The organism is Planctomicrobium stercoris, from assembly GCF_051465655.1.
Lineage (GTDB): Bacteria > Planctomycetota > Planctomycetia > Planctomycetales > Planctomycetaceae > Planctomicrobium.
In genome coordinates, this window is the sequence record NZ_CP195791.1 from 5,450,912 (window position 1) to 5,463,492 (window position 12,581).

Here is a 12,581-nt window from a genome sequence, read left to right on the forward strand (position 1 = left end):
TAACGTTCCTGGGGCGGTGCAAAAGATGCTCTGTCGCCGCGTGCGTCCTGCGTGACGCGCCAGAACATCTCTGCACGTCAACAACCTCAGGGCTGCACATCAATGCAATGCGCACACACCTTGTCTCGGGCTGGAAATCACAGACATCGAGCCGGTTTTACCCTCATTGAATTATTAGTCGTCATTGCCATTATCGCAGTGCTGGTTTCGTTGCTGCTGCCTGCAGTTCAACAGGCCCGGGCTGCCGCCCGTCGAACGTCCTGCAAGAACAACATGAAGCAGCTGGGGCTCGCCTGCCACAATTTCGAGAGTACCTACAAGACCTTCCCGATGACCTACACGGCGACGATCACCACGCCGACGATCATCGGGCAGCAGAGCTGGGCACCTGCGCTGCTCCCCTATCTGGATCAGGCATCTGCATATCTGTCCGGATCCGGATGGGATGTCACTGCCAACTGGTGGGAGTCGGCCAACCGGAATCTCCCTTCCCCTTATCCCGCCGTCTCCAATCGCAGCATCGCTTCGATTCCGCTGGCGGTCATGATCTGCCCGTCGACCCCGGGCGGCCCACGGTTCGAAGACAAAACCAATTCCCCGGAAACCAAGTACGGGGCCTGCGGAGACTACTTCACTCCGACCGGCGTGGATGTGGCGATCAATTCATCACTCCCCGCCAGTCAGGCGTTCGCAGCGGATCATGATCTGCGTGGGGCTTTGGCGATCTACAATTCTACAACAAACACGAAAAACGAAATCTCCGACATCACGGACGGTTTGTCGAACACAATTCTGATTGGCGAATGCGCTGGACGGGAGGATGTCTGGCGGGGGCGAGTCATGACAAAGCTGGACTACAGTTCGGCAGTCAACGTTCGCGCACGCGGCGGGGCCTGGGCGACGAACGATAACGTCTACACCATCGGCAACCGGACGACATCCAACTATGGCAGCGGAACGACGACGATCCCCGGGCCGCTCGCTATCAACAATTCCAATGAATACGGGCACTGCTTCTACAGCTTTCACGATGGCGGTGCGAACTTCGTTCTGGCAGACGGTGCCGTCAAATTTCTGAGCCAGAACATGGACCTGAAAGTGCTGGCGTCCCTTGTCACACGGGCCGACAACGAAACGGTCTCCGCAGGGGAGCAGTGAAATCGTCGGATTGACCGTGTCCCCGCAGCCTCCTCCCCGAATTGCACAATGCCGTTGCTCCATCCTGACGTGAACATGCTCCTTCGCCGTCTCGGTCTTCTCACATTTACTCTGTGCCTGCTGATCGGCTGTTCGAAAGAGAAAGGGCCAGCCTGCTATCCGGTTCAGGGACAAGTGTTCCTCGATCAGAAGCCGCTCGCGGATGCCATGATCGAATTTCATCCGATTCAAAGCCCCGACACTCACTTTCCCCATCCGATCGCAGCGACGAACGCACAGGGACGATTCCAGCTGACGACCCTGAAACTCAACGACGGAGCACCGCCGGGAGACTATGCCATTACGGTCTCACTTCAGGAACTGGTCCCGGACGGTGATGAAATGGTGCGAAAGGGTCGGCACCTGTTGCCCGCACGTTATCGGGACCCGGCCAGGTCCGAACTGAAATACACCGTCATCAATGGCAAGAATGAAGTTCCCGCGTTGAACGTCAGCAGCAAGTGAGTGGCTGCTCTTCAATTCCCTTTGGCGGCAAAGTTCACCTTCTCAAAGCCGGAAGCCTGACACGTGTCGTATAAGTCGACGACATCCCCCAGCGGCACATCGCCCGCGACTTCGAGGATCACTGGATTCTCCGGACCGAGTTCAGCCAGCCCTTTGAGCTGTTCCTTGAGTTCACCCAGGTCCTGATATGCGGTGCCGTTCATGTCGACGGTCGTTTTGCCGGAGTCCGGGTGCAACGACAGCTTCAGCCAGATTTCCACTGTCAGCGGTTCTGCAGCAGCGGGACTGTGTGCCGCTTCCACAGAACCCGTGGCTGCCAGTTCTGTCGGCAAGAGCATCTCTCGAACCCCACTTCCACCTGTCACAGCAAAGAAGATGAGCAACAGGAACACCACGTCGATCATGGATGTCATGGCGACGGGGCTGTTGTCTCGATGTTGTATGGGTGGACGGCGCATGGACTGCGGACAGGTTATGGGGAATTAATGACTTTGAAGCCGAAGTTCGTAATCCCGTGACGGGCACAGGCGACCATCACGGGCTCGATGTATTTGTATGGGGCCGACTTGTCTCCGCGGATGCGGACAGCACATTCCTGCGGCCCGCCGGCGGCTTCCAGTTCGAGATACTCCTGAATCTCTGTCAGCGTGACTGTCTTCGAGGCGACGGAATAGGCTCCGTCCGCATGCACCGTGATGGTGAGACGGCGCGGATTGACGTCATCTTCGTTCCGGGATGCAGTCGGGAGATTGATCTCCTCCGCCGGCTCGGTCGACGCGAAGTGGGAGGCGACCAGAAAGAAAATCACCAGATTGAACACCACGTCGATCAGCGGTGTCAGATTGAGTTCGAATCCCCGCTTGCGGGGGCTGATCGGTCGACGCATGAATCAGCTCTGCGAACGGATGGACGGAGGAACCGGTGTGGCCGTGACGCTGGGACGTCGTTTCTCTCGCAACGATTTTCGAAGCGGAGTCATCAGGTATTCACAGAGCAGTGCCGTTTCTGAGGACAGCTCATCGATCTTGTTCCGGAACCAGGCATAGGCTGCCAGAGCAGGAACTGCGACGCACAGACCAAAGAACGTGGTGACCAGTGCCTCGGAGATGGCCGGGGCGAAGTCGGCGGGTGAGGGGTTGGCTTTTTCTGCGAATTCCGCAAACGCCTGAATCATCCCCCAGACGGTCCCCATCAATCCGAGCAACGGCCCCAATGCTCCGATCAATGACAGGTACTCAATCTTCCGCAGCAGCCGGCCGGAATGCTCGACGGCTGTATCTTCCATGGCCTTTTCCATGGCATCGTAGCTGAATGCCGATTCCTGCAGGCCTGCCCGAATAACGTCTGTGAGGTAGGTGGGGCGCTGCTTGCAGAGCTGTTCAGCTTGTGAGATCTGACCGGTCGAGATCTGCTTCTGGAGTTCCTCCGCGACCGCCCGGGGCATAGCGACTTCTCGCCGGATCGTAATCAGGTGTTCGATGATGGCCGCCACCAGCGCGATGCTCAACCCGATGATGATGTACCCGATCAGGCCGCCCGCGCGGAGCAGCGCTCCCAGGTTCAACTGACCATGGTTGAAGATCTGCTCCCCCTCGGCCGCCATCGCCCATGTCCCCTGTGAGAGGATCAGGAACCAGGTTCCGAGGAATCGCATTCGCCATGCTGAAAGATACTGCAACGGAAACTCCGTGGGGGATTTATAAACTTGGAGGATATCGCACGTGGAGACGGTGAGACTGCGCAGGACCTCGCTGTTAATTTTGGACCGGCTGCCGGGTCTCGGATCTCGTGAATGACGCCTCGCGGGACCAGGGATATCTCGCGACCAGTTCCTGCTGAAGGACCTTTGCTTCCTGAGTGAGTCCGGACTTGGCCAGTGCCTCAGCGGAGTCGTACAGGGCGCGGGCCGCCAGCGGTTCATTCTCGGAATACACGTATGGGAGCCACAGGGCCTCGGAGACCGACTTGCGGAGATCACCCTGAATCTCATAACCACGCGCCAGCAGCGACTGCGGTCCGCTTCTCAGTTCCGGCGGCAGGCGTTCAATGTCGCCTCGCCAGTTCTGGAGCATGACGTCGCTGACGTTGCGGCTGGCCAAGGGGAGTCGCCAGAGTTGAGCGCGGCTGTAGCTCGACAGCACGGGATTGGTGTCTCGCGCAAGTTGATTCAATTGATCTTCAGCAGCTTCACCCAGAACAGGATCCAGCAGCAGCAGACTGGCTGCCAGCATCCGTTCCGACTCCCGTTCGGATTTCAACCACGGCTGCATCTCGGACCGAACCCCTTCGCTGATGGCAACGGGGGACCAGACCAGCGGAGCGATGCCCCAGAATCGAGACTGCGGGTCGGTGAGAGTAATCTCGCGAAACTCCCGGATCGCCCCGATCAGGTCCTGTTGCCGGAGTGAGCATTTCACCAGCCAGGAACGAATTTCCCGCTTCACCCAAAGCCGCTGTTCCCGCTCGAACGCTTCGCGGAAGGAAGCCTGTGCTGCGGGGGTCTGTCCCTGTTGAAATTCCTGAATCCCCCGTTGATAGACGGGATCGTAGGTGGTCTCAATGCTGGTGATGCTTGCGGTGGGGAGATGCTGAACACCGCTTGCCGTCTGGATGGTCAACGCCCGACCGGTGTAGTCCAGGACCGTACCGACAGCAGTTACCGGGCCCGAAGTTCCTGAAGGGGTGAACGTGACCCGGTCCTGTGCGATCACAGGTTCACCCAGCAAGGACAAAGCCATCGTCCAGCCGAGCACGCAGACCACCTGGTGAAGACGCAGCGTCATGACGCAGGTCCCCGTTTCTGAACCGTGGTCAGGTCCGCGCGGACTGTCGCTGCGTGGGTGCGTTCGCCACGAATGATATACCACGCCATGAGAATGAACCCGGCTGTGATGAACATGTCAGCGACGTTGAAGATCCCGGTCCGCAGGTTTCCGATCCCCAGATTGAGAAAGTCGATCACGTACCCGAAGCGAACCCGGTCAATCAGGTTTCCCAGTCCCCCGGCTACCACCAGCATCAACGGAGTGAAACTGGTGGAGGTGACATTACGCCCCGCGATCAGATACGCAGCCAGTCCAATCAGAACAGCTCCGTTGATCACTGTCAGAGTCCAGAATCGAATGTGCTCCGGAGTGCTCGCCAGCAGGCTGAGGAATGCTCCATAGTTGTGAGCGTATTCGATGCGAAAGATGTCTCCGAAAAACGAGAGCGTCGGTTTGTTCTGCCAGTGCGTCGACGCATACAGCTTGGTCGCCTGATCAAGGACGACCGCAACGATGGTGCACGTCAGCAACACCCCAATCCGTGTCGAGCGGGAAAGGGCGGGACTTGATGGGCTGTTCATGAGGATTCCGTGCTGATGACTCATCGCAGCCTCTCAATCTTTCACTTCCGAGTGCAGCGATGCCTCTCATTTCCTGCGGCCCACTCCATTTGGGCCGTCTGCAGCTTTGCAGGGTACATCGAAACGAGGGAATCTCAAAAGCCCGCTTTGAGATTGCGGTACACGTACTGGCCGTCATTCTGCTTGGCCAGGACTTTGAGAAAGTTCCCCGCATCCCCCAGATACGACTGTTCTCCCCGGCCAAACTCGATGCAGTGAATGTGTGTGCCCTGGCGGTTATGCTGGCGGATCTGCTCAAGATCTCTCATATCCAGTGCGGACTCCGCGGACCCGTCCGTGAGGAGAAAAATCACATCCGGTTTGAAATTCAGGGCCTCGAGGATGGCGGGGAGGTGCCGCGTCCCTGCATCCGGCGTGATTTCCCGGATCTGCTCCGTCACCATCAATCGCTGGGCGTCGGTCCCGCGAAAGACGTCAAAACGGCCTCCGCGAGCGTTCAAAACAACGAACTTGTTGTTGTAGAAGATGATCTGAAACTGCTGGGATTCGTTCAGCCGCTGCAGGCTCGCGAGCAATTCCAGCTTGGCTGCCTGCAAGGCATTGTCGCTGGCCATGCTGAAGGAACGGTCGATCACATAGACGAATCGTTTCCCAACCCCTTTGACGCCCAGAAACGAAGTTCCTCCTCCACCGCCAGCTCCATCACCGCCTCCGGTCCCTCCCCCCGTTCCGGGCGATCCAGCTCCAACTGCACCAGAACCGGCCTTCGCAGGTTTCACCAAACCACCTATATCCACAGTGGTCAAGCTGTTTGCGAGTCCCGGCCCGATCACTGACGGTATGCTGGCGGTCGGACTCGACTGAGGAAGACTCAATGCGACCGGCAACTCCTGTGTTGGAAGAACCATCTCGGGTTGCGGTTGTGCTGCTGCCGCGACAGGTTCTGTCGAGGAGGCCGCTGACTCTCCGTCCGAAGTCCCACCCGTCCCTCCTGATGGGCCCGGCGGAAGCATGCGGATGCCGATCTCACGGAAGGAATCACCGCCATCCCCTTCCATATCTCCTCGCGGGCCCCAGAGTTGCGAAAAGAAAACAATCGACACTCCGAGCACGCCATGAAACAGGAGCGAGCCCATCCAGGCGGGAATCACCAGCCAATTGAGCCGCGAAACGGTCGGTTCGAGCGACCCGGCAGAGGGGGGCGAAATGGGAACTCCGGTCATAGAAAGACTCCTGACCCCAGTTTACGCCTCCGGGGAAAAAGGGGTCAATGTGGGGTTCTGGAAGATTGGGGTTTTGTCTTCAATCGGGGGAGTCCGGAGGGGAGTCCAGAGCGGAGAGTCGAGAGTCCAGAACCATAAATTTCGGCAAGTCTATTTGCTCTCGGTTCTCGACTCTTGACTTCTCTCATTGACGACTGACGGAACGCTGGGACCTGAAATTGAGAGCGACAGTCTGGATGTCGGTTTCTGCCGGTGGGTTTCCAGCCCGTCCTGCGAATCGTCAGACCGTACTTCCCTGAACCGGCTTCTCTCGCCTATGCTCGGAAGTCATGGCACTCACACACGGCATCCGGTTCGACCAGACACAGTTCTGGATCACGCATCGTCGGCGGGAATATGGCCCGTTCGACTATGACTGGAGTGCCGATTTGCGTGGCATGGAACTGCTGTATCAGGGAACCAAGTTCGGTGAGATCTGCAGTGCGGGCGAGATCTTCGCCGACATGCGGGAATTCCAGCTCCCGATGCGGGTGGTCGAAGTTGCCTGTGTGGTGCTGGGCAGCATCGTGCTGGGTGTCTCCGCCGGCTTCAACGCGCAGGAACGATCGGACCTCCTGGTGGACACGCTGACGCATTTCGATTGCTGCAGCTTCCTCCCGGCGAATCCGGGAGACTGAGACTGCCAGTTTGGAAAGAATCTCTTCATCTTGTGAATTCATTAGTAGTTGGGGCAATTCGTCCCGGAAAAGGGCTTGAGGCGAAAGTTTGAACTGAACTAGGATTCCGCTTCAACGAAGCCGGATGCGAGCAGTCCCCAGGATGGGGATGAAGAGACTGGACATGGATCGGACGACAGACACCGCCAAAGACGAAGGCCCATTGACCGGGCTGATCCTTTGGTTGACCCGCGCCGTGATCAGTCGCCCCGGCGTGACACTGACATTCTCAATCGCACTCGCGGTCATCTCGCTGGGAATCACGGTTCGATTCCTGACGTTCAAGACCGACCGTTCCGACCTGATTGATTCCAATGCCGAGTTCCACCAACGGTGGCTGCGGTTTGAAGAACTCTTCGGTGACGACTCCGACGTCGTCGTGGTCGTTGAAGGTGATGCCGAAGCTGATGTCAAACAGGCGATGGACCGGATCGGCAAGCGGCTCGAAGCCGAGCCCGATTACTTCTCCCGCGTGCTTTACAAAGTTGATCCCAGTTCGCTGCAGACCCGGGCATTGCAGTACCTGACTCCGGCCGATCTGGAGAAAGCAAATGCACGGCTGGAGATGTACGGTCCGATCCTCGCAGGTCACTGGAGCCGGGCGGGACTGGAATCGTACTGCCGTCGACTGGCGAACTACATCAAGGATACCTCCGACCGAGGGGCCGGCCCCGAACTGGCGGGAGCCATCTCCCAGTCCGAAGCGCTGATCTCAAGCCTCGCAGGCTTCCTTCAGAATCCGCAGAACTTCACGTCGCCCTGGCCCGAAGTCGTTTCCCAAAGTGCCTTTCCTCAGGCTGGGAACCTCGAACCCCGCTATCAGCTCACCCCCAGCGGCAAAATGGGTTTCGTGCTTGCGCTCCCTCGCGTAGGGGCTGACAACTTCTCCGGAAACTCCAAGTCGCTGAAGAAACTGGACCAGATCCTGGCGGAATCCCGGCTGGAGTTTCCGCGTGTCCGTCTTGGTGCAACCGGAATTCCAGTTCTGGAAGCAGAAGAGATGGCCCGGTCCCAGTATGACATGACCGCGTCGTCGCTGATCTCGACGATCGGCGTTGCGCTGATCATGCTGGCCGGCTTCCGGGGTTTCCGTCACCCGATCATCAGCATGCTGATGCTGGCAGTCGGTTTTGCCTGGACCATGGGCTTCATCACCCTGAGCGTCGGTCACCTGAACATTCTTTCCGTCTCCTTCGCTGCGATTCTGATCGGATTGGGAGTCGACTACTCGATACACTATCTCACGCACTATGTGGAACTCCGGCGAGCCGGTCACAGCCTGGAAGATTCACTGATCACAACGGTGAAAGAAGTGGGAACGGGATCGGTGACAGCGGCCATCTCCACGTCACTCTCGTTCTTCAGTGCGACCTTTACCAACTTTCTGGGCGTGTCTGAGTTAGGAATTATCGCCGGCGGCGGAATTCTGCTGTGCGCCCTGGCGACGTTGACTGTTCTTCCCGCAATGATTGTCGTCTCGGACAAGAACCTGAAGACCAAACAGGTTCCCAGCCCTTTCGAAGGAGTCCTGCTCCGGAAGGTGATCAATCGCTGCCCCCGACTGGTGACCTGTCTGGCACTGCTGCTGGTCTTCGGTGTCGGCCTTCAGGCGTTCGAATGGAAAGACGGCTGGATCACTTCCAAAGTCAAATACGATTACAACCTGCTCAACCTGCAGGCACAGGGACTGGAAGCAGTTGATCTTCAGGAACGGATTTTCGATGAGTCCAACGGATCGCTGCTGTTCGCGGTCTCGATCGCGGATTCACCGGAAAACGCGCGCCTGCTCAAGGAAAAGTTCCTGGAACTCCCGACGGTTTCTCGCGTGGAAGATCTGGCGTCCTATCTGCCGGCTTATCCCGCATCAGAAACCGGACTGCTGGTCCAGGCCATTCATGCCCGGCTCAGCGGACTCTCCGAACTTCCCCGTGAGTATCCACAGCTCAACCCGCTGACTCTCGGGCAAGGTTTGGAATCGCTCTATCAGACATTAAAGACTCGAACGGAACCGGCAGCACAGACGGCCGCTGCCACGCTCAATTCGGTATTGAACATGATTGAGCAGTTGTCGCTCGAACAGCAGATGCAGGTCTTCGGCGGTTATCAGCAGGGGCTGCTGATGTCACTGCACCGTCAGTTTCAGATGCTCGCTTCAATCTCCGATCCCCGACCGATCTCCCCGCAGGACTTCCCGGAAGCACTCCGTTCCCGCTTCGTCTCACGGACTGGAGAATGGCTGGTGCGGGTCTATCCAAGTTCACAGATCTGGGACGAGGTGCCGCTGCGTAACTTTGTGGAAGATGTTCGTAAAGTGGACCCGGAAGCGACCGGCACCCCTCTGCAGAACTTTGAAGCGGCCGGCCAGATGCAGGAAAGCTATATGGTCGCCTCCCTGTACGCGTTGGCCGCCATCCTGCTGGTGCTGCTGATGGATGGACTGCAACTCGGCCCGATGCTGGTCTCTCTGATTTCACCCCTGATCGCAGTCGGGCTCTGGTTCATGCTCGCCCGAAACTCCGGGGTCGAGCTCAAACCGGTCTGGCTGCTCGGCCTGTATGTTGCCGTCTCGTTCACCGTGGCGGGGATCTTCGATCTCTCCAGCGTGAGGAATACGTTTGTCGCGATGCTTCCTCCGGCGCTGGGCCTGCTGCTGGTCTTCGGCATCATGGCGATTGCCGGAATCGAACTGAATCCAGCCAACCTGATCGTGCTGCCGCTCATCATGGGAATCGGCGTGGATGAAGGGGTCCTCGTGATTCACGATTACCGCTCGCAAAAGGGACGCTACAGCGTGGGGGCCAGCACTATCAACTCGGTCACCCTCACTTCCGTCACTTCAATCATCGGTTTTGGAAGCATGATGATTGCTTCACATCGCGGACTGGTTTCCCTGAGTGTCGTCCTGACACTGGGAGTGGTGACATGCCTGTTCATCTCGCTGGTGATGCTGCCGGCGATGCTGACATGGCTTTCTCTCAGCCGCCGCTCCAAGGAAGAAACCCCTTCCGACCAGCAGGATCAGGATGAGGAAGCACTGGTCGTCCCGATGATCGCGACTCACCCGATCAGCAGCGCAGCCTAACGGCCGGTTGAACGGCTCAGGAAACAAAGCGGCAACTCGAATTCCACTCAGACGTGGACCGACACGTTGAAGTCACGTGAACTTCTGATCGAAATCATGTTTAGCTGCACACTTGAAGTGTGCAGCTAAACTTTCGTGATTCTAAGACCGTTAGTCTTTGCGGAACTGCTCGTGGCAGGCATCGCAGGTTTCGTTCGCCTTGTCGAACCACTTGCGGCCCTCCTCGGCGTCCTTGGCGCGGATCGCTTCAGCCAGTTTCAAGGATGACGCCAGAAAGTCGTCGGACCAGGCATCCCATTGTGGAAGTTCGTCCGGGTTCTTGACCTCGTGCGTGTCCGCTTTCATGGCGACTGCGAGCAGTCCCCAGGCAACTGCCGGCAACACTTCATCTGCCTTCCCGCGAGGCTTCTTGACCACCTTCAGAATGGCGCTGTTGCCGGAGTTCATCTCTTCCATCATCGGGTGCATGTTGATCAGCTTGTTCCACGGATGCAGTTCCGCGTGCTCTCCAGTGACGGTTCCCCCTAGAACAGACTGGACGGTTCCGTACGCAGCTTTAGCGGCCGCGTGATCACCTTTTCGATCGTAAGCCAGAGCAGCATCCCGCAGAGCAGGCCCGTTGATTTTCGAATCCTTGTTGCCCGGAGATTCAGCGAGTGACTGTCCCAGCAGGGCGAGCATTCCGAAGTCTTCGCGGATCCCCTTCCCCTTGAGTTCTTCAAACTTGCTTTCGTCTTCGAGCAGCTTGCCGAGCGATTCCGCGTTCTTCTGAATCAGCTGTTCGATTTCACTGACCGTCGCAATCTTTTCGATGGGAACCGGCGACTGCGCAGCGAGTGGAGTAACCAGAGTGCCGATCAGTAGCGGGGTGAGGATCCAGCGCATGAAAACAGTTCCTGTCGTTTTGTGTCGGGTGGACGTGTGATGTTTCAAAGCGACGTCAGCACGATGTGACTTCGCATTCAAGTTGCGAACCGGCATTCTACTCGAACTGCGGCATGAGAATCACCATTGCGATCATCCCCATGAGGATCAGTCCGTTCAGACACATGCAGAGCAGATTGAGTCGATCGCGAGACTGGTGCCAGAGCCGTACCCAGAGTCCGGCTGCCAGTCCGGTCAAGGTGAGCAGAAACAAGCCGAGTCCGATACAGGCCAGAAGCAGCGGAGCCATGACATTGCCCGCCAGACTGACGTTCCAGATCTTCAGGAACGCCAGCACCAGAAGATAGATGAGAAATCCCGGGACATTCAGCAGCGTGGCTGCCACGCTCAGCATCTGGGCAATGGTTCGTGGCGCAGGTGGAATTGGCGCGGACGTGTCGGTTCGGGAGCCTGTGCGAGCTTTTCGAGTTTTCGCCGGCACGTGGTTCTCCGAATCGGCAACGGGGAAAGCAGCGATGATTGGACGGGTGATTCCGTTCGTAAGGCCGCGTTGCTTTCCTGAGGAATTTCGACCCTGATCAGGGTCGCATGTCCGTACTCGTTCGCTTGACATGAGCGGACGCAGCCATGATGATCAACCGTCGTTCAAATGGGAAGTCATCCCTTTCTCTGAACTCGTTCATGTCCGTCCCCAGAGTTTCGTCATGCGCTGCATGAACAGGAATCGCAGATGTCCGCAGGTCAACGCCGACTAGACATTGAACAGATTGGTGATGTCACCGTCGCCAAGTTCATCGACAAGAAGATTCTGGATGAGAACAACATCCAGGTGATCGGAAACCAGTTGTTCGGACTCGTCGAAGAAGACGGTCGAAAAAAGATTGTTCTGGACTTCTCCAACGTCGAATACCTGTCCAGTGCTGCACTGGGCAAGTTGATCACGATGGATAAGAAGGTGAAGGGGGCTGGCGGCAAAATGCGGTTGTGCAGCATCCGCCCAGACATCTACGATGTCTTTGTCATCACCCGGCTGAACAAGCTCTTCGATATTCGAGACGATCAGCAATCCGCGTTGTCGGGCCTGTAATCAGCTGGATGGTGTTGCTTGTGTCGATCCCCGATGCAAGCCATCCCGTGTGAAAAGTCATCCGCGATACGGCCTGGAAGATCGAAACTCCCAACCGACCTGAATCGTTCCCGAAGCCTCAACTCACGCCATCCTCAATGGCCGATTCCATACAGTTTGAAATCGTCATCCCGAGCGAGACCTCGCGTGGTCATGAGGTGCAGGAACGTATTCTGAACCTGCTGGAAGAACGCCAGTATGGCACCAAAGATCTCTTTGGTGTGAAGCTCGCGCTTGAAGAGGCATTGGTCAACGCCATCAAACATGGTAATGGCCTGGATCCAGATAAAGTGGTCCGGATCCGCTGCATGGTGAACTCCACCATGGTCGAGATCGACATTGAGGACGAAGGGGAAGGCTTTGACCCCGGAGATGTCCCGGACCCCACCGACGACGACAATCTCGAAAAGCCCAGCGGTCGCGGCCTGATGCTCATGCGGGCCTTCATGACCTCTGTCGAATACAGCGGACGCGGCAACCGCGTCACCATGCTCAAGCATCGCACGACTGAAGCTGAGTAATCCGTTTAGGGTGAAGACGT

The 12,581-nt window shown here is 57.5% G+C and carries 14 protein-coding genes; 6 read left to right on the forward strand and 8 right to left on the reverse strand.

Annotated elements, in window-relative coordinates; all coding sequences use genetic code 11:
• The first annotated feature begins 102 nt into the window (after positions 1-102).
• A complete protein-coding gene (locus SH661x_RS22145) occupies positions 103-1,158 on the forward strand; it encodes a DUF1559 domain-containing protein (RefSeq protein WP_437226137.1) in 1,056 nt (351 codons plus the stop codon).
• 48 nt (positions 1,159-1,206) lie between these two features.
• A complete protein-coding gene (locus SH661x_RS22150; RefSeq protein WP_437226139.1) occupies positions 1,207-1,662 on the forward strand; it encodes a hypothetical protein in 456 nt (151 codons plus the stop codon).
• An 11-nt stretch (positions 1,663-1,673) separates the two neighbouring features.
• Here the strand turns inward: SH661x_RS22150 and SH661x_RS22155 are convergent, their stop codons facing one another.
• The 6 genes from SH661x_RS22155 to SH661x_RS22180 all read right to left on the reverse strand — a co-directional run bounded on the left by SH661x_RS22155 (position 1,674) and on the right by SH661x_RS22180 (position 6,231).
• A complete protein-coding gene (locus SH661x_RS22155) occupies positions 1,674-2,120 on the reverse strand; it encodes an ExbD/TolR family protein (protein ID WP_437226141.1) in 447 nt (148 codons plus the stop codon).
• Positions 2,121-2,134: 14 nt separating this feature from the next.
• A complete protein-coding gene (locus SH661x_RS22160) occupies positions 2,135-2,548 on the reverse strand; it encodes an ExbD/TolR family protein (protein ID WP_437226143.1) in 414 nt (137 codons plus the stop codon).
• 3 nt (positions 2,549-2,551) lie between these two features.
• Positions 2,552-3,340, reverse strand: a complete 789-nt coding sequence (locus SH661x_RS22165; RefSeq protein WP_437226145.1) for a MotA/TolQ/ExbB proton channel family protein — start codon at positions 3,338-3,340, stop codon at positions 2,552-2,554.
• Positions 3,341-3,416: 76 nt separating this feature from the next.
• Positions 3,417-4,445, reverse strand: coding sequence for a tetratricopeptide repeat protein (locus SH661x_RS22170; RefSeq protein ID WP_437226147.1), 1,029 nt, complete (start codon positions 4,443-4,445; stop codon positions 3,417-3,419).
• Positions 4,442-5,008 (reverse strand): signal peptidase II, encoded by a 567-nt coding sequence (gene lspA / locus SH661x_RS22175; RefSeq protein ID WP_437226149.1) that lies wholly within the window; start codon positions 5,006-5,008, stop codon positions 4,442-4,444. Before lspA ends, SH661x_RS22170 begins: the two co-directional genes overlap by 4 nt.
• Before the next feature lie 134 nt (positions 5,009-5,142).
• Positions 5,143-6,231, reverse strand: a complete 1,089-nt coding sequence (locus SH661x_RS22180) for a hypothetical protein (RefSeq protein WP_437226151.1) — start codon at positions 6,229-6,231, stop codon at positions 5,143-5,145.
• 329 nt (positions 6,232-6,560) lie between these two features.
• Here SH661x_RS22180 and SH661x_RS22185 point away from each other — a divergent pair, with 329 nt between their 5' ends.
• Together SH661x_RS22185 and SH661x_RS22190 are read left to right on the forward strand one after the other, a co-directional pair.
• Positions 6,561-6,908, forward strand: coding sequence for a hypothetical protein (locus SH661x_RS22185; RefSeq protein ID WP_437226153.1), 348 nt, complete (start codon positions 6,561-6,563; stop codon positions 6,906-6,908).
• 163 nt (positions 6,909-7,071) lie between these two features.
• Positions 7,072-10,029 carry an MMPL family transporter gene (locus SH661x_RS22190; RefSeq protein WP_437226154.1) on the forward strand — a complete coding sequence of 986 codons (2,958 nt, stop codon included), beginning with the start codon at positions 7,072-7,074 and terminating at the stop codon, positions 10,027-10,029.
• Between the two features lie 150 nt (positions 10,030-10,179).
• Here SH661x_RS22190 and SH661x_RS22195 read toward each other — a convergent pair whose 3' ends face one another.
• The gene (locus tag SH661x_RS22195; protein WP_437226156.1) at positions 10,180-10,914 is read right to left on the reverse strand and encodes a hypothetical protein; all 735 of its coding nucleotides are present in this window, start codon (positions 10,912-10,914) and stop codon (positions 10,180-10,182) included.
• A gap of 97 nt (positions 10,915-11,011) precedes the next feature.
• Positions 11,012-11,395 (reverse strand): hypothetical protein, encoded by a 384-nt coding sequence (locus SH661x_RS22200; protein ID WP_437226158.1) that lies wholly within the window; start codon positions 11,393-11,395, stop codon positions 11,012-11,014.
• A gap of 249 nt (positions 11,396-11,644) precedes the next feature.
• Between SH661x_RS22200 and SH661x_RS22205 the strand changes: the two genes are divergently transcribed.
• Complete coding sequence (locus SH661x_RS22205) at positions 11,645-12,001, forward strand: STAS domain-containing protein (RefSeq protein ID WP_437226160.1); 357 nt, start codon at positions 11,645-11,647, stop codon at positions 11,999-12,001.
• Between the two features lie 137 nt (positions 12,002-12,138).
• Positions 12,139-12,561, forward strand: coding sequence for an ATP-binding protein (locus SH661x_RS22210; protein WP_437226162.1), 423 nt, complete (start codon positions 12,139-12,141; stop codon positions 12,559-12,561).
• Positions 12,562-12,581 lie beyond the last annotated feature (20 nt).